Source organism: Amycolatopsis sp. lyj-90, from assembly GCF_046549035.1.
GTDB lineage: Bacteria > Actinomycetota > Actinomycetes > Mycobacteriales > Pseudonocardiaceae > Amycolatopsis.
This window is the reverse complement of sequence record NZ_JAJPWP010000002.1, coordinates 287594-307759: the sequence shown is the minus strand read 5'-3', so window position 1 is coordinate 307759 and position 20166 is coordinate 287594. Positions and strand designations below refer to the sequence as shown.

The following is a 20166-nucleotide window of genomic DNA, read 5'->3' as shown; positions in this document are numbered from 1 at the left end:
CTCGAATCCTGAAGGGTCTGCGAGGGGACGCTAACCAGCGAGCATGAAAAACCGATGAAATGGCGGATCATCCATAGTCGCCCTGCTTGACTGGATATATTCACAGTCATGCTGAGCTTGGCGGCGCTGGTCGAGGACCCCGATCTCGAACTGCGGGTGGTCGTCCCCGGCCGCGACGGGGCACTGGCCGAGCAGGTGCTGTGGGTGCACAACACCGAGCTGCCCGATCCCGCGCCGTACGTGCGGGAACACGAGGTCGTGCTGACCAACGGCCTGTGGCTGGACCGCACCGGCCCGGCGGACTTCGTCGCGCGGGTGGTCCGCGCGGGAGCGGCGGGGATCATCTTCGGCCTGCGCGTGGAGCAGCGTGACACTCCGCCGGAGCTCGCCGAGGCGTGCCGGGAAGCCGGGCTGCCCCTGCTGGAGATCTCGGTGGCGGTGCCGTTCACGGCGGTCACCCGCGCGGCGGCGGCGATCCAGGCCAGGGGCAGGCAGAACGCGCTGATGTCGTTGGTGCGCCGAGGAGACGAGCTGACCTCGGCGCTGTCGAGGGGCGCCGGGGCTTCCGGGGTACTCGAGGTCCTCCGCCGCGAACACGAGCTGCCGCTGGCGGTCGTCGACCGGATGGGCCGGGAGCTGGCGGCCGCCGGTGCCGAGCTGGACGCCGGCCAGTCGCGTGCCGCGGCGGAGGCCCTGGCCCGGCGCCCGCCGCCGCTGGAAGTGGACCTCGGAGCGGGGACGCGGGCGGCGCTGTTCCCGGTCGGCGCGATCGGCGACGCGGACGCCGTGCTGCTCTGCCTGCGTCCCGCGGCCGAGCTGACGCAGGGGGAGCGGGACGCGCTGGAGCAGACCGCCCGCTACCTCAGCCTGGAGGTCGCCCGGCACCAGGCGGTGCAGGCCATCGAGATGCGGTTCGCCGTCGAGCTGCTGGACATGGTGCTCTCCGGTGCGCAGCGCGCCGCGGAGGTGCCCGGCAGGTTGCGGGCTTTCGGCGTCGACCCGGACGGGCCGCTGGCGGTGCTCGCGCTGGCGTTCGCGGGCGACGACGCCACCGCGACCCTGCCGGGGATGGCGGAGGCCGTGACGGACTTCCTGCTGGCGGACGGCCTGCCCGCGGTCGTGGCGGCGGGCAGCCGGGACGTCGTGGCGGTGCTGCCCTGGCGGTCGGGAACGCATGCGCCCGCCGCTCTCGCGCCCCGGCTGGCGGCGTCGGTGTCGCATCGGTTCTCCGGCGCGCGCGTGGTCGTCGGACTGGCCGATCCCGTGTCCGGTGCGGCCGACCTGCGCGCGCCGTTGTCGCGCAGCCGCGAAGCCTGCCGCGTGCTCCGCGGCAGGCGCGGCGGACCGGTGGCCGCGAGTTTCGCCGAGCTGGGCAGCTACCGGCTGCTGCTGGAGTCGCACGACGAGCAGTGGCGGCACACTTTCGCCGACGCCTTGCTCGGCCCGCTGCGCGAGCACGACAGAGCCCGCGACGGCGACCTGGAGACGACCTTGCGGGCGTTCCTCGACCACGACGGCCAGTGGGCGGCCACCGCCGCGGCCCTGTTCGTGCACGTCAACACCTTGCGCAACCGGCTGGCGAAGGTCACCGAGCTCACCGGCCGCGACGTCGGGCGGACCGCGGACCGGGTCGACCTGTTCCTGGCTTTGGAAGCTGGTCAGTCCGGATAGACCGCAGGATCGACTTCGAGGCGCCGCAAGGGTTCCGAAGGCAAGGCCGGGTCGGCGAGCGCCGCGGCCGCCACGTCCCGGCACCGGGCGAACCGGACGTCACCGAGGCCGAGCCCGAACTCGACGAGCTCGCGCACGGCCGCCAGCCGTCCCGGCCTGCCCGACAGGAACGGGTGCAGGCACAGGTTGAACAGGCAGCGGTAGCGGCGCATCGCGTCCAGTTCCGCGCGCCACATCTCCAGCACCCGCACCGGAGAGGTGATCACCGATCCGATCTGAGGCGCGGGAAGGAACGCGTACTGCTCCCAGTCGTCGAGTGACCAGTTCACGGGAAGCTCGGCGATCCGGCCCGCGCCGGTTTCGATCAGGTAGGGCCGGTCGTCGGCCATCAGCGACGAGTCGTAGCTCAGCCCGTGCTCGGCCACCAGCCCCGGAGTGTCCCAAGTGGACTCCCAGCCCGCCGCCCGGTGCCCGCTGATCTCGATGCCCTGGCTCGCGAAGACCGCCATGCCCCGCTCGAAATCGGCTCGCTGCTCGGCGGCGGTCATCGTCGTCGGCGGCCGGTGGCTGTAGGAGTGGTGCGCCACCTCGTGCCCCCGCTCGACGATCTCGGCGGCCAGGCCGGGCCGCTGTTCGGCGACCCAGCCCGGGACGAAGAACGTCGCCGGTACGGCCAGTTCGTCGAGCAGGCCGAGGATGCGCGGCACCCCGACCCGGGGCCCGTACGCCTGATGGGACATGGTCGACAGGTGATCCGCGTAGCCCCGTCCTCGCGCGAGGATCGGGGATTCCGCGTCCACGTCGAAGGTCAGGGTCGCCACCGCGGCCGCGCCGCCGTGCCAGCTTGGTTCCGTCACGCTTGCCGACTCTCCCGCCAGCGGCGCGAGTTCGCCACCGTGACGGTCGGGGAGACCATCGCCCGGTCGAATTCTTCCAGCGGTTCCGCCGCGGCGACACGGGCGGGCAGATCGGGGTTGGCGAGCGCGCCGTGCCCGAGCGAGAGCAGATCGGCGTGCCCGCCGGCCAGCACCTCGTGGGCCTGTTCGAGGTCGTGCATCCCGCCGTTGGCGATCACCGGCAGGCCGGTGACCCGCCGGGCGAGGGCGGTGACGGTGCCGCCGCCGGGCAGTTTCGCCGTCTCCAGCCAGTTCCGGCCTTCGCTGGCGATGTGGAGGAAGTCCGCGCCCGCCTCGGCGACCGCGGCGAAGATCACCTCGGCGTCTTCGCGGCCGCCTGGCCAGCGATAGGTGAAGTCGTTGACCTTCGTCTGGGACAGCCGCACCCCGGTCAGCAGATCCGGCACGGCTTCGGCGACGGCGGTCACGACGCGGGCGGTGAGCCGGATCCGGTGCGCGACCTGGCCGCCGTACTCGTCGGTGCGCTGATTGGTGTAGTCGGTGAGGAACTGGTCCAGCAGATAACCGTTGGCGGCGTGCACCTCGACGCCGTCGAACCCGGCCAGGCGGGCACGCACGGCCGCGGCGGCGAACCCCTCGACGACGTCGTCGATCTCGGCGACGGTCAGCTCCCGGGGTACCGGCCACGGCCCGGAACCGCCGTACGCGGGCATCATCTCCCGGAGCGGCTGGACGGCCGACGGGCCGACGGTGTGGTCCTGGTGCGGATTTCCCTGGGAGAGCGCCCCGGCGTGCATGAGCTGGGCGATCATCCGCCCGCCCGCCGCGCGCACTCCGGCGGTGACGACGCGCCAGCCCGCGACGTGCTCGTCACTCGCGAGACCGGGCTGGTTCAGATAGCCCTGGCTGGCCGCCGTGTCGGGGTAGGTGCCCTCGCTGAACACCAAGCCGAACCCGCCGCGGGCGAACTCGGCGTAGTAGTCGGCCATTTCGCCGGTCGGGGTGCCGTCGGGCCGCGCCGAGACGCGGGTCATCGGGGCGACGGCGTAGCGGTTGCGCAGCGCGAGACCGCCGAGAGTGATCGGGGCCAGCGCGGGGTGGGCGTGGCCGACGGTGCTGGTCATGATGGGTTTCCTCCATTGTGGACGGTTTCGATGGCGAGCGGGGAGAGTCCGGCGTCGCTGATCCGCACGAGATCCTGCGGGCAGGCGGAGACCACGACGACGCAGTCCATTTCGGCCCGCAGGGTCACCGCGTCGCCCGGTCGCGAAGACGCGGTCAGCCAGCTGAGCCGACCGTCCCCGCCGACCGGGATGCGCATGAAGACGTTGATCGGCTGAGGAGTCGGACCGGTGAAGCCCAGGCCGGTTTCCTCCAGCGCTTCGAGCAGGTTCGTCGCGCAGGACCGGTGACCGGGGGCTCCCAGCGCGGCATAGCGGGCCGGGTCGCAGGCCGGGATGAGCATGTCGTGCTCACCGGGGGAGGTGTCCTCGACCAGGGTCAGGATCGGGCGGCGCCGATCGGTCACGAAGGACTCGCCGACGGCGGGGAACAGTCTGTCGTTCGCGGCGCGGGTGTGCGCCGCGCTGTGGTGCTCGTTCCCGCTGCCGGTGAACGCGAACACGTCGCCGACCTGGCCTCCGTCGACGTCGATCACCCGCACCAGGTCTCCCGCGGTCACCCGGACGGCCTTGGCGGTCCCCGGGGGCACTTCCGTTCTGCTCATGCCTTCAGCCAACAGGTGATCGTGGGGTGCCCGCCATGGAGGAATGTCCATGATCACGCTTGATCGATGGACGAATCTCCAAGAGCGGGAAACTGCTTTCGACTTTGACCATTTTCGGGGGACGGGGTTAGTGTTCGGCGATGGAAGACGTGGACGCGGCCGGGCGGGACTTCTGGTCGTTCGTGGCACTGGCGAACCGGCGGCTCGCGCAGGAGTACGGCTTCCGGCATCAGCTGGCGACCGAGGTGCTGCTGACCCTCAACCGTGCCTCGGACCTGGTGACCTACGACCTCGAAGCCGCGGTGCACCGGCCGCGTGGCCGGTCCTGGTCGGCGTTCCGGCTGCTGTTCGTGGTCTGGCTCGCCGGACCGCTCGAGCCGACGAGCGCGGCCCGGCTGACCGGGATGAGCCGGGCGGCGGTGTCGAACCTGGTCAAGACACTGGTCGCGGAGGGGATGCTCCACCGGGCCCCCGACGAGCGGGACGGCCGTTCGGTGCAGCTGTCACTGACCGAGGCCGGGCAAGAGGAGATGGTCTCGGTCTTCCGCGAGCACAACGAGCGCGAGTTCGGCTGGACGAACGCGCTGACCGAGACCGAACAGCGCATCCTCGTGATGTTGCTGGGGAAACTGATCACGAGCCGCGAGGAGTTCGGCGCCCGGAGCCGCAACTAGGCTCCATCGGCCCTTCCCGTCACCTGGAAGACCGGACTACGCTGCCCCAAGAGTAGTAAAAGTATGAACTAAATCGGCGAGGAGGAGACCCATGGTGGACGTCGGGCGGATTCCCGCGCTCTTCGCCGGGTTGTGCGACGACGCCGCGGTGTTCCCGCCGGGCCTGGCCCCACTGCCGGACGCCGTCGTGGCACACGACGAGCACGTCTCCGCCTGGTACTCCGGCCTCGTCGGACCGCTGGTGGTCGCCGCCACCGCGCTCGACGACCTCGCCGAGGTCCTGCGCGAGCGGGTCGCCCCGCTTCCGATCGCGGTGACGCTGCCGGGCGGCCCCGCGCAGCTCGACGGCGTGCTCAAGGCCGTCGACGCGCTGCCGGTGCGTCTCGACGCGCTCGAAATCGCCGTCCCGGACGGGATGGGACCGGACGAGGTGCTCGCCGCGATTTCCGGTGCCACCGCGCCGGTCTACGTCGAGATCCCGCGTGACGACCGGCGCGTCCCGTTGCTGACCGCCCTTTCCGGCACCGGCCACCGCGCGAAGTTCCGCACCGGCGGTGTCCGTGCCGAGCTGTACCCCGGCGAAGCCGAACTCGCCGCCGCCGTCCGGGCGGCCGCCGGGGCCGGTGTCCCGTTCAAGGCCACCGCCGGGCTGCACCACGCGCTCCGCAACACCGATCCGGAAACCGGCTTCGAACAGCACGGATTCCTGAACCTGCTGCTGGCCACCGACGCCGTCCTCCACGCCGACGGCGACCCCGAAGCCCTGCTCGCCGAGCGGGACGGCGCCGTCGTCGCCGGCCGCCTCCGGGCGCTGGACGCGGACCGGGTCGCCGCCGCCCGCGCGGGTTTCACGTCGTTCGGCACCTGCAGCATCACCGACCCCCTGACCGAACTGGCCGGACTCGGCCTGCTCGCGACGCCCCGAGGAGAGGCATGACCACGATCGACATCCCCGCGGATTCCCTGTTCGGGATCGGCAACCTGCCCTACGGCGTGTTCTCCGTCGACGGCGATTCCCCCCGTGTCGGCGTCCGTGTCGGCGACTCTGTCCTCGACCTGGCCGCGGCGCTCGGCGACGACGTCTTCGCCGCGCCGACGCTGAACCCGTTCATGGCACAGGGATACGACCGCTGGGTGGCCGTCCGGGAGCGGATCCGCGAGCTGATCACCGGCGATATCCCCGACGGCGCGGTCCATCCCGTCGCGCGGGTGACCCTGCACCTGCCGATCGAGGTCGCGGACTACGTCGACTTCTACGCCTCCGAGCACCACGCTTCGAACGTCGGCAGGCTGTTCCGGCCCGACGCGGAACCGTTGCTGCCCAACTGGAAGCACCTCCCGGTCGGCTACCACGGACGCTCCGGCACGGTCCTGGTCTCCGGCACGGACGTCGTGCGCCCGAGCGGTCAGCGCAAGACCCCGGCCGACGTCGCGCCGGTGTTCGGGCCGAGCACGCGGCTGGACATCGAAGCGGAGATGGGTTTCGTCGTCGGCACCGGAACCCCGCTGAACACCCCGATCTCCCCGGATTCCTTCTCCCGCCACGTTTTCGGCGCGGTCCTGCTCAACGACTGGTCGGCCCGCGACATCCAGGCGTGGGAATACGTCCCGCTGGGCCCGCACCTCGGCAAGAGCTTCGCGACCTCGATCTCCCCTTGGGTGGTACCGATCCTGGCGCTGGAGGCCGCGCGGATCCCGCTGCCGGGCCAGACGGATCCCTTGCCGCTGCCGTACCTGCAGGAGCGCGAACCGTGGGGCCTCGACATCGACCTGGTCATCGAATGGAACGGCGAGGAGGTCAGCCGTCCGCCCTTCCGCGAGATGTACTGGTCGCCCGCCCAGATGCTCGCGCACCTGACGGTCAACGGCGCTTCGTCGCGCACTGGAGACCTCTACGGGTCCGGGACGATCTCCGGACCGGAGAAGCACCAGCGCGGCGCTTTCCTCGAATTGTCCTGGGGCGGCAAGGAACCGCTCACGGTCAAGGGGGAGGAGCGGACGTTCCTGCTCGACGGTGACGAGGTCGTGATCACCGGGACCGCACCCGGCGCGGACGGGGCGCGGATCGGGTTCGGCGAGGTGCGGGGCCGCGTGCTGCCCGCGAAGTGACCGGGTCGCTCACTCCTGGGGCGACTCGAGGCGCAACTGCCGGTTGAGCACCGCCCGCGCGACTTCGGTCACCGGAATCCGGTGACTGAAGGCGTGGGCACGCAACCGAACCAAGGCGTCTTCGAGGCTGATCCGGAGCTCGGTGGCCAGCATTCCGGTCGCGACGTTCACGTCGTCGTAGTGACCCGCGACGTCGGGCCGCGCCCAGCGCGCGTGCGCGTCTTCCCCGCCGTTGCTGTCGGTCAGCAGCGCGGTGGTGGCGATGGTGGCCAGCGCGAGCGCGTCGCCCAAGCCCTCCCGGCTCAGCGTCCCGGGTTCGCGGCGATAGAGATCCAAGGTGCCGAGCCGGAGCGCGCCGACCCCCAGTGGGAAGGCGAACGCCGCGCCGACCCCGCTCGCCGCCGCGCCGTCGGCGAACCCGGGCCAGCGTTGTTCGTCGGCGGCGAGTTCGTCGATCAGCACGGGATCGCCGACGGTGAAGGCTTCGACACCGGGGCCTTCGCCGACCGTGTACTGCAACTCCTCCAGAGACGTGGCCCAAGGGCTGTCCGCGGCGACCAGCTCCTGGTCGTGATCCCGCAGTCGCAGGGAGACCGCCGCCCCGTCGACGTCGAGCTCCTCGACGGCGACCGCGCAGACCACGCCGACCCATCCGGTGTCAGGGGCGCGCTCCGCCCCGTGGTCGATGACGAGCCGCCACAACCGCTCCCGGCGCCGACCGTCCACCGTCGCCACCTCCGTTCCGCAGACTCCGGCCTCATCATCACCCACCGGAACCTGGGGCCGCAGCGCGGAACGAGACGATCACCCACCCCGAGGAAAGGCGGGCTTCGGGTACGCCGCCAGCCGGTGCGCCAAATCCGCCCCACCGTCGAACAGGGGCGGCGGTTCGGGCCGCGGCGAGCGTTCGCCCGAGAGCAGCCCCTGGGCGAACTCGGCCACGACCCGGGGCGCGGGAAGTGGCTCGGCGGTGAGGTAACCGGCGACGACGAGCTCCTCGCCGGCGTGCGTCTCGACGGTCAACGCCCATCCATGCCGCTCCGTCCAGAGCAGCGCCACATCGCGGTCCGGCCAGTCGGGAAGCCTCCGCTCCAAGGCGATGTACGCGCTCGCCGTCGGTTCGGCCTGCGTGTAGAACGCTTCCCCTTGCAGGCCCAGCTCTTCGTTCACCCGGCGCATATACCGCTGGAGGCCCTGCAAGGCCGCTTCTCCGAAGTTCGTTTCCATCTGATCGCCACCTCACGGTCGGTGTACTGGATGTCCGGAAACGCACCGGTTCAAACCGACTCGACGAAGACAGTGGGAGCGAACTTCGCCGAACATGCCACGCGGAGCGCTGTCACCTCATAGGATCTGTCCGGCCAGACGTCTCGATCCCCGGCGAGAGTTATGGAAGGCGCGCATGTCCCCCTTGGCGTACACGAGCATCGAAGCCATCCCGCGAGTGTTGCTGCTCGTGGTCGGGCTGCTCGGCCTGATCTTTGCGATCAAAGGACGCTCCAGAGGGGGCTCCGGCCTGATGGTGGCCGCCTTCGCGCTCCTGCTCCTCACGACGGTGGCGAGCATCGTGTGGCAGTTCGTGGTGGCGAACCTCTCGTCCTGGGCCGGGGAACTCACCGCCGACGAGATCCGCCTGGTCTTCATGGGGGTCGGCATCCCACTCGAACTCGCCTCGCTGCTTTCCTGGCTCCTGGTCGCGATCGCGGTCGTCAAGAGCGGCCGTCAGCACCTGCGCCCCGCCGCACCGCAGCCCGGCCCTTCCGGATATCCGATGGCCGCGCAGCCGGGGTTCCCGGCTCCGCAACCCGGCTACGCTCAGCCCGGCCAGCCGCAGCCCACCCCTCCGGTTCAGCAGCCGCCGAGCTAGAGCTACGTCGCCTGCCATGACCGACCTCGGCTCCGTCGCCTGGCCACCGGCTCCGATCAAGACCGAGCGGCTCGTGCTCCGCGAGTCCGAGGCGCGGGATCGTGCGGTGTTCATCGACTTGTTCGCCTCGCCCGAAGTGGGCACCTACATCGGTGGTCCTCAATCGCGTGAGGACCTCGAGCGCACGCGACCTGAGATTCCAGGGCGGCGTCCCGGTTTGTTCGTGGTCGAACTCGACGGTGCGATGATCGGCATGATCACGCTCGATCAGCGTGCCGCGGAGCGCCCTGGTCACGTACGCCCGGACACAAAGAAGTCGGAGCTCGGCTACCTCTTCCTGCCGCAGGCGTGGGGACACGGATACGCCGCCGAGGCCTGCGCGGCGGCGCTCGGCTGGTTCGCCGGCGCGGTTCCCGGTGAGCCGGTGGTGCTCTGCACCCAGACCGCCAACGACCGCTCGGTGCGTGTCGCGGAGAAACTGGGTTTCACCGAAGTGGAGCGATTCGAGGAATTCGGCGCCGAGCAGTGGTTCGGCGTCTGGTATCCAGTCCCGTCGACCGGCCTGTAGCTCCTCTGAACCGGCGACATCCGATCGAGTGCCACCCGGCCCCATCGTCCACATCCGGCAAGGACTTCGGCAGAATCGAACGAGTGCCGCTCACTTCGAAGCATCGATCTCCACATAGGATCGCCGGAATTCGGCGACCGCGATCCCGGCGACGCCCGGCACGTGGCTTCTCCAGGCTGCTGGGCTGGGATGGCTGGCTCAAACTGGGTTCGCTGCTCACGGCTGTCGCCGCCGTCGCGGCCCTGTGGTTCACCGCTCAATCCCTGCGGACCACCCAGAATCAGGTCGCGCTTTCCGAACAAGGTCAGCTCAACCACCGACCGACATTCAAGCCGCCATCACCGTCATCGGCCGTCGCACCGTCGACCACGACATCGATGTCCTGAACCTGGCGCGCACCTGCCTGGCCAAGGCCGACCTCGAGGAGAGCGCGCTCGCATCCGCCCACCTCTCGGGCGCCAACCTCGCCGAAGCGGCGCTCGTGCGCGCGAACCTGAGCGGCGCGAACCTCCGCGGTGTCCGAAACCTGGTTGATCACCTTGCGAGGCCGTGACACACTGCCGACAACCACGGCCTACCCACAGGAGCAGTCTTGACCGTCGAGACGACCCCGGCGATCGACGCCGCGCTGGCGAGGAGTCTGGTCGATACGCAGTTCCCTCAGTGGGCCGAGTTGCCGCTGTTTCCGTTCACCCCGGCCGGATCGGACCACGTGATCTACCGGCTGGGCGAGGAACTGTCCGTCCGGATCCCTCGCCATGCCGGTGCGATCACACAGGCGAGGAAGGAAGCCGAGTGGTTGCCGCGGCTCGCCCCGCATCTGCCCTTGGCGGTCCCCGTGCCGGTGGAGGTGGGAGAGCCGGACTTCGGCTATCCGTGGCAGTGGGCGGTATCGCGCTGGTTGGACGGCGAGGTGGCGACCGTCGATACTCTCTCCGGTTCGCACGAGGCCGCTGTCGCACTGGCCGAGTTCCTGACCGCACTCCACCGGTTCGACGCCGAAACGACCGAGGACCTCACCGGTCAGCCACTGTCCACACGGGACACGGCGACCCGATCCGCCATCACGAAAGCCGGTGACGCCTTCGACACCGCGGCGATGGGCGAGTTATGGGACGCGGCGCTCGCCGCCCCTGACTCGGATCGTCCACCGGTGTGGTTCCACGGCGACTTCCACACCGGCAACCTGCTGACGACCCAGGGCCGCCTCAGCGCTGCCATCGACTTCGGCGAACTCGGAATGGGCGATCCGGCCCGCGACCTGATCATCGCCTTCACCCTCATGTCGGCCGAAACGCGAGCCACCTTCCGCACCACGCTCGACGTGGACGACGCCACCTGGACCCGTGGTCGCGGCTGGGCCCTGGCCACCGGGTTGAACGCCTACATTGCTTACGCCGCAGCCAATCCGCGCGTCGCCGCACAGACGACCCGCCAGATCACCCAAGCCCTCGCCGGCTGAACCCGCCCGCTATTCGGGGTGGGTGAACAACGGATGCACCACGTTCGTCAGGTAATTCGGAGCGATCCGCGGTGCGCTGGCGGGCTCGCCGGCCGTGTAGGCCCCGACCGGGCGGCCGTCGGAGTCCTCCACCTCGATCCTTTCCGGGATGGGGCTGCCGCCCGACACGATCAGGACCGGGCGGCCCTCCCGGTACTCCAACGTCAGGGGGCCCGTCTCAGGCTGCGGCAGTTCCTTGATCACCATCTGAAGCAACCTACTGCCGGTGGACCAGGGCTGCCATGCGCCAAGGCCGGATTCACCTACCCCGGCGGTCGTCCTGCCAGGGAAAGCGCCCCGCGCGGTGCGGCGGCGTCCGCCGTCCCCAGGCATCGGCCGCCGTCGAACAGCCCCAGTTCGTAGTGCACGGTGTGCTCGTCGTGTCCGCTGACGGCGATCCCGATGTCGTACATGCCGGGGTAAAGGACCTCGCCGAGGTAGTTCACCCCGTATCGCCAGGGGAGGTACTGAGGAAGCTTCTTGACGGCGCTGTCTCTCAGGAGCCCCTGCGCGTGGGACGCGATCGCCTCGTCGTAAAAGCCGAGCTGGGCGATGTAGTTGACGTGCCGGTTGAGGTCGACGTCCCCGACGCGGGCGCGGACAACGGCCGTGGCCGGGTAGTAGTCCCGTTCGCGGCGGCGTGGATCGGGTTTCGCCGCGGCTGCCGCACCTGTCTCCGGCAGCCGCAGCTCCTCGAGATCGGCGAGCAGTTCGTCCGGCAAGGCGATCGGCCCGGACCTGTCGGCGAGCACGATGGTGGCGTCGGCCGTGGCGACGAGCTGTCCGTCGGCGAACATGCCCTGACCGTAGGTGTAGGAGGTCCGGCCGATCGCCCGGATACCGGTGCCGATTCGGACGGTCGCGCCGGTCTCGCCGAACGCCGCCCGCCGTTCGACCCGCTGGCCGACGAACAGGATGTGGAAGGGCCCGAACCCGCCGTCGGCCACGAGCTTTTCGAAGCGGGAGAAGCGAAGACGGATCCGGGGGTACTCGAACAGGCGCGCCAGCGCCACCATGCTCGTTGTGCCGTCTGGTGCGAGGTCGCCGAACCGTTGCACCACCTGCTGGTGATCGGGAAAGGCGGCCGGCTCGTGCAGTTCGGTCATGGCTTCATCGAACCACGTTGCACGCACCGCGTGCAACGTTGCGTGCAACGCCGCTCTCGTCAGCTGTGGAGTGCTCGCTCCGCTGGTCTAAGCTGCTGCCATGCGTCAGCGGTGGAGCGAACAGACCATCCTGGATGCCGCCGTGGAGCTGATCTCCCGCTCCGCGGGGAACGACGTGTTCAGCATGCGCAAACTGGCCGCCGAGCTGGGGACCGACTCCTCCAGTCTGTACCGCCACTTCCGCAACCGCACCGAGCTGATGCTCGCGATCGTGGACCACGTGCTGGTCCAGGCCATGCACGGCTACCGGCGGCAAGGGACTTGGCGTGCCCGGCTCGTCGACCTGATCCTGCGCTCGTGGGACGCCTACGCCGCGCTGCCGCAGCTCGCGAAGGACGCCAGCCACTACCCGGGCAGCGGGCCCGGCAGCCGGCTGGTGATCGAGGAGACCCTGCAGGCCCTCGACGACGCCGGGGTGCCCGAGGAACTCGTCCCGGAGTGGTACCACCGGCTGGTGACCTTGTCCGTGTCCCTGATCTCCGCGCACGCGGCCGGCCGATCCGGCGGCCCGGCCGAACAGAAGCGGAGACTGGAAACCTTCCGGGTGACCACACTGGGCGCCGACCCGGCGGACTTTCCCGCGCTGGCACGCTACGGCAGCCGTATCGAACCCGTCGGCTTCACCCGTGAGAGTTTCCTTGCCACCGTGGAGCTGGTACTGGACGCGGTGCCGGGGCGCCAAGAACGAAGCCGTACCTAGCGCTTCGCGCATGCGAGGGTTTCGACCGTGAATTGACAGCGGCTTTCGACGTCATTGAAAAATCTTTCGGAAACGCGATTTCCGACGCTGACAACGATGGGCGTTCGGTTTCTGTCGAAGATGATGACTTTCGAGGTCGGTTCCCTGGCGACGAGGACGCGATTCACCAACTTCGGTCCCGTCGGGAAATATTTCCAGCACCCCATCGGCTGATGCGCCGTCACGCCGATGGACCAGCCATGACTCGGCGGTAGCGAGTAGGCTCTTCGCCTCACGGCGAACGAGCCACGTGGCGACGAGGCCATGAAGAACCAGGACCGGGTTCCTTCGGGAAACGCGACTATCCATCGGGGGGCGCGCACATTTCCAAGTCGATCGGGGCGTCGCGGAGCAGGCCGAGAAGATCCTGTTCGGCATCCGGGACATCGTCAGGAGTGACCACCGCGGGCGGCTACCAGGTGGCCGCGGTATTGTTCGAGGACTTCACGCTGATCGAATCGGTCCGGGCCGGACAGGCGATATTTCGGAAAATCCCGAAATCGATTCGCATATTCACGGTGGGCCTGCCGTACCCTGATCGGTTTCGGGCGAAAAGCCGAATCGGTGCGAGCGGTCGTTCGAGCACACGGAGATCAAGGGGTCGATCGTCATGACCAGGCCACTACCTTCCGGCGGGCAGGAGCGGCCTGCCGGAACGCAGCCTCTCGCGTCGCGGCGGGAACGCGTCAAGGTCGCGCGGAAATGGGCCTATCTCGTCAGCAGCACCACTTATCTCCCCCTGTCGCACGACCAGATCGAACGAGAGTTGCTCGGCCTGCTCGATCGGCTGCTCGAGGCGGTGGCCGGGGACCGGCCCGCCACCGAGAGCGCGGCGGAGGTCGGCGCCGAGCTCGTCCGGCTGAACTGTGTCGGCCAGACGAGCCTGCAGTGCACGGTGGACGTGCTCGCCGCCGCCTTGCTGGCGCCGGCGGATTCGGGCTCCGCCGATCGGCTGCCGGAGCGCGTCGCCAGGTTGCTCGGTGCGCTGGCGTCCGGTTACGTGGAAGCGATCCGTTCCGCGGCCGTCGAGCAGCGGGACACGAGTGACCAGGCTTTGCTCAACGCGGTCCGGGAGTCGCAGCGTGAGTGGCGGGCCAGTGAGGCCCAGCTGGACGAGATCTTCCTCGGTTCGCCGAGCGGGATCGCGGTCACCGGGCTCGACGGACGACTCGTCCGCACGAATCTTGCCCTGCACCGGATTCTGGACCGGGCGTCGAGCGAGGTCGACGGCGGCACCCTGTTCGACTTCGTGCAAGAGGCGGATCGGCAGCTCCTGAAGGACGGCTACCGCGATCTCCGGGACGGAAAGATCGACCGGCTGCGATCACGTCCGCGCTTCGTCACCAAGGACGGTGACCCGTTTCAGGCCACGCTGACCGCTTCGCTCCTGCGCGATTCGCACGGCTACGTCACGATCGTGACCGACGACGAGGAGCTGGCGCTCCTGCAGAACCAGCTGCGACACCAGTTGTTGCACGACATGCTCACCAGCCTGCCGAACCGGCAGTTCTTCAGTACGCACCTCGAGCACGTGCTGCACCTGCCGAATCCGGCGACGCTGTACCACGTGGATCTCGACGGGTTGTCGTTGGTCACCGATGGTCTCGGCAGGAAAGCGGGAGACAGCCTGCTGCGGACCGCCGCCGACCGGCTCAGGTCCGTGGTGGCGGGTGAGAACGCGATGGTCGCGCGATTCGAGAGCGGCAAGTTCGGCATTCTGATCGAGAATTCGGCGAGCACGCCGGACATCGTCACGATGATCGAGCGGATCAACGAGACGCTGTCGGAGCCGGTCTACATCGACGGGAAGGGCCTGGCGGTGACGGCGAGTTTCGGCGTGGTCGAAGACCTTCCCCGCACCGTCGAACCAGCCGAGTTGTTGCGTTCGGCGGATCTGGCGATGCGGCGGGCCAAGAGCAAGGGACCTGGCCGGTGGGAGCGCTACGACCCGGTATGGGACGTCCGGACCAGGGAGTCCATCGGCCTGGTGGCCGCCATGCCCGGCGCCTGGGAGAACGGCGAGCTGGGCATCGGCTACGAGCCGCTGGTACGGCTGGCCGACGGCGAGGTCGTCGGGGCCGAGGCGCGGCTGAGGTGGGAACATCCGGAGCTGGGACTACTGCCAAGGGAACGGTATCTCGAACTCGCCGAGCGCACCGCGCTGATCGGCGCGCTCGGCGCGTGGCTGGTCAAGCGTGGCTGGACCGACAAGGCCGCGGGCGGCGGCGCGGGCATGCCGCTGCTGGTACCGCTCACACCGAACCAGCTGGCCGATCCTCGACTGGCCGGGACGATCCGGGGAATTCTCGACAGCGCCGCGCCGGCCCCCGACCGGCTGTGGCTCGGCCTGCCGGCCGGGGCACTGCTCGTGGCCGGGCACGAGATCGTCGACACCACGCGCGTGCTCGCCGAACTCGGGATCGGACTGGTGCTGCACGACTTTGGCGTGACGCCAGGCGAGCTGGCGCTGCTTGAAGACCTTCCGGTGCACGCCATACGCCTCGACTCCCGTCTCATGTGGCATGCCGTCGACAAGGACTCGATGGTCCTCGCCGGGGCGAGGACCATGATCGCGCTGGTTCGTCAGGCCGGGATCACCGTGCTCGCCGGTGATCTCGAAACCGGCGCGCAGGCACGGTGGTGGCAGCGAGCGGGAGTCGAGCTGGGAATGGGCCCGCTGTTCACCGGCGACGAGGGACCGGTGACCGACATCGGATCCCTCATCAGCGGTGGACAGGCCGGTCCGTTTCAAGGCCGGTGAGTCTCAGCGTCCTGAATGGACAGTCGCCTCGGCGGCCGGAATCCCGCTTCAGGACTTGCGTGCCATTCCGGCGTAGAGAACCTGGTTCAGTGTCGGGTCTTCGGCGATGTCGCCGGGCCCCGCGGGGCGCCAGGTGCCGCATCCGACCAGACCGGGTTCGAGCAGTTCGAGGTCGTCGAACATGGTGAGCACCTCTTCGTAGGGGCGTGGCGTGACCTGGTCGCCGCCCTTTGTCGCGATCCTGAGTGCTTCCCGGACCTCGTAAGGCAGGTAGTCCTCGGTGATGTGTGTGATCGCCAAATAGCTTTCGGAAGCCATCGCGTCGATGTAGTGGCGCATGAGGCCACCCGGGTCGGATTCGTCCGGGATCCAGTGCAGCATGCACAGGAACAGCATGCCGATCGGCTCGTCGAGATCCAGCTGCCGACGCAGCTGAGGATCGCCGAGGATCCGTGAGGGGTCACGGGCGTCGGCCTTGAGCGCGGTGGCGTGGTCGTTCCCGGCGAGGATCAGCTGGCTGTGCGCGACCGCGACGGGGTCGTGGTCCACATACGCCACCCGGCATTCCGGGTCGGCGTCCTGCGCGATTTCGTGCACGTTGCCGACGGTCGGCACGCCCGAACCGATGTCGAGGAACTGGCGGACGCCCTGGTCGATCATGAACCGGACGGCCCGCCGGAGGAACGCGCGGTTGAGTCTCGCCACACCCCGGGCGTAGGGCACGACTTGCTCGGCCCGCGTGGCGGCTTCGCGGTCGACGGCGAAGTTGTGCCCGCCGCCCAGCATGTAGTCGTACATCCGGGCGGCACTGGGCACCGTTTCGTCGGTGCCCGGTGGGACCCAGTCCGGAAGTCGCGTCAGTGTCAACACCCCGATCCCATCGCTTTTCCTTGGGGAGCCATCGAGCTTACTCAGCCCGGCATGTGATCGGTTCGCGGCCGCGTAGTCACCCGATTGAGTGCTGTGAGCTACCGCCGAATGGCGCTAGCGTGTTCTGTTCCCTTCCGCATCGGCGATGGAGTCCGGATGGCTGTACCGGTTGCACCCGGTCGATGGCCGTTGATCGGACACACTCCTGCGATGTTGCGGCGTCGCTTCGGATTCACGTCGTCGTTGTACGCGCACGGAGACGTGGTGCGGGTCTACCTCGGCCCGATGGAAACGTATTTCCTGACCAGTCCGGAATTGACGCACCAGGTGCTGGTCGCCGACGGGGGCAATTTCCGCAAGGGCGCGATGTTCGAGAAATTTCGCCCTTTCGTCGGCAACGGGCTCGCTCTCTCCGACGGTGTTCTTCACCTGCGGCAGCGCCGGTTGATGCAACCCGCTTTCCACCACACCGCCATCGCGGGGTACGCCGAAATCATGACGAGAGCGGCCGCCGATCTGATCAGACCGTGGAAGCCGGGCGAGGTGCGCAGGGTGGACCACGACATGCAGGCACTCGCGGTCACCACCGTCGGCGAGGCGCTGTTCTCCGCGGAAATGGGCGAAGCCGCGACCGAGGAGGCCCGCAGGTCGATCCCGGTCATCCTCAAGTACGGCATGATCCGTGTGCTCTCGCCCGCGTTCGTGGAGAAGCTCCCCGTTCCGGCCAACCGGCGGTTCGACAGGGCCGTCGACCGCATGCGCGCGATCGTGGAAGAACTCATCGACAACCGGCGTGCCGAGCAGGCCGACCGGAGCGACCTGCTGTCCATGCTGCTGCTGGCCAGGGACGCCGACACGGGCGAGGGGATGACCGACGAGCAGGTGCGCGACGAGGTCATCACCCTGCTCACCGCGGGGATCGAGACCAGTGCGCTGGCGCTTTCCTGGCTGTTCCACGAAATCGCCCGCCACCCCGAGGTCGAGCAGAAGCTCCACAACGAGATCGACGAGGTGCTCGGCGGCCGGGAGGCCACCGCCGAGGACGTGCCACGGCTGGTCTACACGCGGCAGGTCGTCAACGAGGTCCTGCGGATGTATCCACTGTGGATCCTCATGCGCCGGGTCACCACGGAAGTCGATCTCGGCGGTGTGCGCCTGTCTCCGGGCACGGAGGTGATCATCAGCCCGCACGCCATGCATTTCGATCCGAGGTTCCACGACCACCCCGCTCGTTTCGACCCGGACCGCTGGGCGGGGGAGCGAGCCAAGGACCTGCCCCGCGGGGCCTACCTCCCGTTCAGCGCGGGTGCCCACCAATGCATCGGGAATTCCTTCGCCATGACCGAGATCGCGATCGTCGTGGCCACGATCGCCGCGCGATGGCGGCTGGTTCCCGTCCCGGGCAAGCCGGTCCGGGTGAAGTACACGACCACCGCGTACCCGAACCGGCTGCCGATGACGGTCGTCCCGCGCTTCCGATAATCGTCGAAACACGCTATTCCAGTGGAGGTTCGTTTTCATGTATTGGCGTCATGGCAGAGTGAAGCGCCGGGCCGGCGCGGCGTTTTCCGCCATCCTGCTGGCCGGGTCACTGCTGACGCCCGCGCAGGCGCAGGCCGATTCGGCGTCCTGCCGGGACGTGGCCATCCCGGTGCGGCTGGCCGGGCTGCTTCCCCAGACCGTGCACGGCAGGCTGTGCGAACCGCCGCAGGGCGCGCGAACCGTTCAGGTGCTGGTCCCCGGTGCCACCTACAACAGCGCGTACTGGGACTCCGCACGCACCCCGGAAACGCGTTCTTTCCGGCTCGCGATGAACAGGGCCGGCTACGCCACCTTTGCCATCGACCGGCTCGGTACCGGCGCCAGCTCCAAACCACCCAGCGCACTGCTGACCGCGTTCACCGAAGCCGACGTGGTACACCAGGTGATCCAGGCGATCCGGCACGGCGACCTCGGCTCACGGTTCGACAAGGTGATTCTCGGCGGACACTCGCTCGGCTCCGCCATCACCGTGCTCGAAGCAGGCACCTACCACGACGTGGACGGCGTGCTGATCACCGGGCTGGCACACCGCATCAATCCCCCCGGCGCGCTGATCGTCCTCGGCTCGTTCATCCCCGTCGCGCTCGACCCGGTGATGTCGCTGCGGGGGCTCGACCCCACCTACCTGACCACCCGGCCAGGCACCAGGTACGCGGCATTCCACGCACCCGGACCCGACGTCCCCGGGATGACCGCCTACGACGAGGCCACCAAGGACGTCGTCGCTCCCGGCGAGCTGCTCGACGCCGCCGCCCTCGCCACCGTGCTCCCGTACACCAGGCGGATCACCGTGCCGGTGTTGGTCGTACTCGGCGACGGGGACGGCGGCCTCTGCGGCCCGCTCGCGACCGACTGCACCTCCTCCGCCGGTCTGCTCCGATCCGAGGCGCCGTACTACTCCGCGTCGGCACGGCTGCGGACCTATGTACTGCCCGGCTTCGGCCATTCGATCAACTACGCACCCAACGCACCCGAGTACCACCGAGCCGTTTCACAGTGGGCCGACACCATGTGACGACGGACCTCTGGGGCACGAAATGCGTCGATCGGTCCGTGACTTTCAGTGGTGATCGACGCGGTTGCGCGGTCAGAACACGGCGATGGGGTTGACCGCGACACCGGTCAAGCCGTGGATGCGCGGCGGGCCGACGGTGAGCAGGAAGCTGTGGCGCTTCAGCTCTGCGCACAGCGCGGCGAGGTCGTCGAGCTGTGACCCGTCGATCAGCGGCATCGCCATACGGCCCAGCGCGACGCCGTGCAGCGGGGACGGTCCATCAGGGTCGAGTGCCGGGTAGGCGTCGCCCCGGTCGCCGGTGTAGAGGGCGACCCCGCGACGGTGCATCCAGCGCACCGCGTCGAGGCTGATCCCCGGTGTCGGCCTGCCGGGAAGCAGCGGGTCGGCGGGCCAGCCGAACCGCACCGCCAGCGCGTCGCCCGACCGTACTTCGACGCCTTGCCGCTGCTCGGCGTCTTCGAGGTCGCGTGAGGTCACCGCGTGCCCGGACGGCAGCGGTTCCTCGGCCGCCAGGTCGAGCAGAACCCCCCGCGTCACGATTCCGGCGGCGAAGGCCGTCGTCGAGCCGAAAGTGACGCCCGCGGCCGTCACGACCTGGTCCCTCGGACGACCGGGGTAGACCTCGTTGCCGGTCGACCAGTGCGCCAGTGCGTCGATGTGCGTCGACTTCGCGTGATGGTTCGTGAGCAACACCAGATCGGCCGCCACGCCCACTCCGGTGTGGGACATCAGCTGCTGCACGGGGGAGACATCCACCGTCGTGGGCGCGAACGGGCTGCTGATCATCGGGTTGGGCGTGATCGGCTGTGCCAGCGACGCCCATCGACCGGTCCGCACCTCCGCGGCCGCTTTCGCGCGCACATCGTCGGTGATGAGGTTGAGTGTGCCGAGTTCGTCGTCGGATCCCCACCGGCCCCAGTTGTCGGGCAGGTCGAGGTCAGTCGGATCGGCCATGTGGCTGGCCCCTCTCATCACGATCCACCGGGACGACAGCCGCCTCGCGCCACCCTGCGGGGAAGGGCGGGCCCGCGTGTCAAGATCGACGGTACTTCATCGAGCACGACAGGATTTGCTGACCCGCGGGACCACGAAGGTCCCGC

The 20166-nt window shown here is 69.2% G+C and carries 21 protein-coding genes; 12 read left to right on the top strand and 9 right to left on the bottom strand.

Going from position 1 to position 20166, the window contains the following annotated elements; translation table 11 throughout:
* Positions 1-108: 108 nt before the first annotated feature.
* Positions 109-1671: a PucR family transcriptional regulator gene (locus ACLJPX_RS07065; protein ID WP_410599306.1), complete on the top strand. Its 1563-nt coding sequence runs from the start codon at positions 109-111 to the stop codon at positions 1669-1671.
* On the opposite strand, the gene ACLJPX_RS07060 is transcribed toward ACLJPX_RS07065, so the two are convergent.
* Genes ACLJPX_RS07060 through ACLJPX_RS07050 form a run of 3 tightly spaced genes read right to left on the bottom strand, consistent with a single transcriptional unit; the run spans position 1659 to position 4254 of the window.
* The gene (locus tag ACLJPX_RS07060) at positions 1659-2528 is read right to left on the bottom strand and encodes a polysaccharide deacetylase family protein (RefSeq protein ID WP_410599305.1); all 870 of its coding nucleotides are present in this window, start codon (positions 2526-2528) and stop codon (positions 1659-1661) included. The two genes, ACLJPX_RS07065 and ACLJPX_RS07060, sit on opposite strands and share 13 nt — an antisense overlap.
* Entirely contained in the window at positions 2525-3652 is a 1128-nt protein-coding gene (locus ACLJPX_RS07055; protein WP_410599304.1) for a tRNA-dihydrouridine synthase, read from the bottom strand. The genes ACLJPX_RS07060 and ACLJPX_RS07055 overlap by 4 nt, the downstream gene beginning before the upstream one ends.
* Positions 3649-4254 (bottom strand): DUF1989 domain-containing protein, encoded by a 606-nt coding sequence (locus ACLJPX_RS07050; protein ID WP_410599303.1) that lies wholly within the window; start codon positions 4252-4254, stop codon positions 3649-3651. The genes ACLJPX_RS07055 and ACLJPX_RS07050 overlap by 4 nt, the downstream gene beginning before the upstream one ends.
* A 140-nt stretch (positions 4255-4394) precedes the next feature.
* On the opposite strand from ACLJPX_RS07050, the gene ACLJPX_RS07045 reads away from it, so the two are divergent.
* The 3 genes from ACLJPX_RS07045 to fahA all read left to right on the top strand — a co-directional run bounded on the left by ACLJPX_RS07045 (position 4395) and on the right by fahA (position 7037).
* Entirely contained in the window at positions 4395-4928 is a 534-nt protein-coding gene (locus ACLJPX_RS07045; RefSeq protein WP_101608934.1) for a MarR family winged helix-turn-helix transcriptional regulator, read from the top strand.
* A gap of 91 nt (positions 4929-5019) precedes the next feature.
* Positions 5020-5865, top strand: coding sequence for a hypothetical protein (locus ACLJPX_RS07040; protein ID WP_410599302.1), 846 nt, complete (start codon positions 5020-5022; stop codon positions 5863-5865).
* Complete coding sequence (gene fahA / locus ACLJPX_RS07035; protein WP_410599301.1) at positions 5862-7037, top strand: fumarylacetoacetase; 1176 nt, start codon at positions 5862-5864, stop codon at positions 7035-7037. The genes ACLJPX_RS07040 and fahA overlap by 4 nt, the downstream gene beginning before the upstream one ends.
* Before the next feature lie 9 nt (positions 7038-7046).
* Here fahA and ACLJPX_RS07030 read toward each other — a convergent pair whose 3' ends face one another.
* Positions 7047-7763 (bottom strand): ANTAR domain-containing protein, encoded by a 717-nt coding sequence (locus ACLJPX_RS07030; protein ID WP_410599300.1) that lies wholly within the window; start codon positions 7761-7763, stop codon positions 7047-7049.
* 78 nt (positions 7764-7841) lie between these two features.
* On the bottom strand, positions 7842-8264 hold the full coding sequence (locus ACLJPX_RS07025; protein ID WP_410599299.1) for a DUF6292 family protein: 423 nt from the start codon (positions 8262-8264) through the stop codon (positions 7842-7844).
* Positions 8265-8439: 175 nt separating this feature from the next.
* Here ACLJPX_RS07025 and ACLJPX_RS07020 point away from each other — a divergent pair, with 175 nt between their 5' ends.
* The 4 genes from ACLJPX_RS07020 (at position 8440) to ACLJPX_RS07005 (ending at position 10934) form a co-directional block, all read left to right on the top strand.
* Positions 8440-8904, top strand: coding sequence for a hypothetical protein (locus ACLJPX_RS07020; protein WP_410599298.1), 465 nt, complete (start codon positions 8440-8442; stop codon positions 8902-8904).
* A 16-nt stretch (positions 8905-8920) separates the two neighbouring features.
* The gene (locus ACLJPX_RS07015; RefSeq protein WP_410599297.1) at positions 8921-9472 is read left to right on the top strand and encodes a GNAT family N-acetyltransferase; all 552 of its coding nucleotides are present in this window, start codon (positions 8921-8923) and stop codon (positions 9470-9472) included.
* 244 nt (positions 9473-9716) lie between these two features.
* A complete protein-coding gene (locus ACLJPX_RS07010) occupies positions 9717-10025 on the top strand; it encodes a pentapeptide repeat-containing protein (RefSeq protein WP_410599296.1) in 309 nt (102 codons plus the stop codon).
* A 39-nt stretch (positions 10026-10064) separates the two neighbouring features.
* Positions 10065-10934, top strand: a complete 870-nt coding sequence (locus tag ACLJPX_RS07005) for an aminoglycoside phosphotransferase family protein (protein WP_410599295.1) — start codon at positions 10065-10067, stop codon at positions 10932-10934.
* A gap of 9 nt (positions 10935-10943) precedes the next feature.
* Here the strand turns inward: ACLJPX_RS07005 and ACLJPX_RS07000 are convergent, their stop codons facing one another.
* Together ACLJPX_RS07000 and ACLJPX_RS06995 are read right to left on the bottom strand one after the other, a co-directional pair.
* Positions 10944-11180 (bottom strand): hypothetical protein, encoded by a 237-nt coding sequence (locus tag ACLJPX_RS07000; protein WP_410599294.1) that lies wholly within the window; start codon positions 11178-11180, stop codon positions 10944-10946.
* 56 nt (positions 11181-11236) lie between these two features.
* Positions 11237-12079 (bottom strand): hypothetical protein, encoded by an 843-nt coding sequence (locus ACLJPX_RS06995; protein ID WP_410599293.1) that lies wholly within the window; start codon positions 12077-12079, stop codon positions 11237-11239.
* A gap of 100 nt (positions 12080-12179) precedes the next feature.
* On the opposite strand from ACLJPX_RS06995, the gene ACLJPX_RS06990 reads away from it, so the two are divergent.
* Complete coding sequence (locus ACLJPX_RS06990; protein ID WP_410599292.1) at positions 12180-12839, top strand: TetR/AcrR family transcriptional regulator; 660 nt, start codon at positions 12180-12182, stop codon at positions 12837-12839.
* Positions 12840-13488: 649 nt separating this feature from the next.
* Positions 13489-15639, top strand: coding sequence for a putative bifunctional diguanylate cyclase/phosphodiesterase (locus ACLJPX_RS06985; protein WP_410599291.1), 2151 nt, complete (start codon positions 13489-13491; stop codon positions 15637-15639).
* A gap of 48 nt (positions 15640-15687) precedes the next feature.
* Here ACLJPX_RS06985 and ACLJPX_RS06980 read toward each other — a convergent pair whose 3' ends face one another.
* On the bottom strand, positions 15688-16509 hold the full coding sequence (locus tag ACLJPX_RS06980; protein ID WP_410599290.1) for an SAM-dependent methyltransferase: 822 nt from the start codon (positions 16507-16509) through the stop codon (positions 15688-15690).
* Positions 16510-16665: 156 nt separating this feature from the next.
* Between ACLJPX_RS06980 and ACLJPX_RS06975 the strand changes: the two genes are divergently transcribed.
* Both ACLJPX_RS06975 and ACLJPX_RS06970 read left to right on the top strand, forming a co-directional pair.
* The gene (locus tag ACLJPX_RS06975) at positions 16666-17991 is read left to right on the top strand and encodes a cytochrome P450 (RefSeq protein WP_410599289.1); all 1326 of its coding nucleotides are present in this window, start codon (positions 16666-16668) and stop codon (positions 17989-17991) included.
* Between the two features lie 58 nt (positions 17992-18049).
* Positions 18050-19066 carry an alpha/beta hydrolase gene (locus ACLJPX_RS06970; RefSeq protein WP_410599288.1) on the top strand — a complete coding sequence of 339 codons (1017 nt, stop codon included), beginning with the start codon at positions 18050-18052 and terminating at the stop codon, positions 19064-19066.
* A gap of 72 nt (positions 19067-19138) precedes the next feature.
* Here the strand turns inward: ACLJPX_RS06970 and ACLJPX_RS06965 are convergent, their stop codons facing one another.
* On the bottom strand, positions 19139-20020 hold the full coding sequence (locus tag ACLJPX_RS06965) for a cyclase family protein (protein ID WP_410599287.1): 882 nt from the start codon (positions 20018-20020) through the stop codon (positions 19139-19141).
* Positions 20021-20166 lie beyond the last annotated feature (146 nt).

Bases quoted from the DNA above. Each gene is read 5' to 3' on its own strand.
- ACLJPX_RS07040 (WP_410599302.1), top strand. From the start codon at position 5,020: ATGGTGGACGTCGGGCGGATTCCCGCGCTCTTCGCCGGGTTGTGCGAC.
- fahA (WP_410599301.1), top strand. From the start codon at position 5,862: ATGACCACGATCGACATCCCCGCGGATTCCCTGTTCGGGATCGGCAAC.
- ACLJPX_RS06990 (WP_410599292.1), top strand. From the start codon at position 12,180: ATGCGTCAGCGGTGGAGCGAACAGACCATCCTGGATGCCGCCGTGGAG.
- ACLJPX_RS07020 (WP_410599298.1), top strand. From the start codon at position 8,440: ATGTCCCCCTTGGCGTACACGAGCATCGAAGCCATCCCGCGAGTGTTG.
- ACLJPX_RS06985 (WP_410599291.1), top strand. From the start codon at position 13,489: ATGACCAGGCCACTACCTTCCGGCGGGCAGGAGCGGCCTGCCGGAACG.
- ACLJPX_RS07065 (WP_410599306.1), top strand. From the start codon at position 109: ATGCTGAGCTTGGCGGCGCTGGTCGAGGACCCCGATCTCGAACTGCGG.
- ACLJPX_RS07045 (WP_101608934.1), top strand. From the start codon at position 4,395: ATGGAAGACGTGGACGCGGCCGGGCGGGACTTCTGGTCGTTCGTGGCA.
- ACLJPX_RS06965 (WP_410599287.1), bottom strand. From the start codon at position 20,020: ATGGCCGATCCGACTGACCTCGACCTGCCCGACAACTGGGGCCGGTGG.
- ACLJPX_RS07015 (WP_410599297.1), top strand. From the start codon at position 8,921: ATGACCGACCTCGGCTCCGTCGCCTGGCCACCGGCTCCGATCAAGACC.
- ACLJPX_RS06995 (WP_410599293.1), bottom strand. From the start codon at position 12,079: ATGACCGAACTGCACGAGCCGGCCGCCTTTCCCGATCACCAGCAGGTG.
- ACLJPX_RS07055 (WP_410599304.1), bottom strand. From the start codon at position 3,652: ATGACCAGCACCGTCGGCCACGCCCACCCCGCGCTGGCCCCGATCACT.
- ACLJPX_RS07025 (WP_410599299.1), bottom strand. From the start codon at position 8,264: ATGGAAACGAACTTCGGAGAAGCGGCCTTGCAGGGCCTCCAGCGGTAT.
- ACLJPX_RS07000 (WP_410599294.1), bottom strand. From the start codon at position 11,180: ATGGTGATCAAGGAACTGCCGCAGCCTGAGACGGGCCCCCTGACGTTG.
- ACLJPX_RS06975 (WP_410599289.1), top strand. From the start codon at position 16,666: ATGGCTGTACCGGTTGCACCCGGTCGATGGCCGTTGATCGGACACACT.
- ACLJPX_RS07050 (WP_410599303.1), bottom strand. From the start codon at position 4,254: ATGAGCAGAACGGAAGTGCCCCCGGGGACCGCCAAGGCCGTCCGGGTG.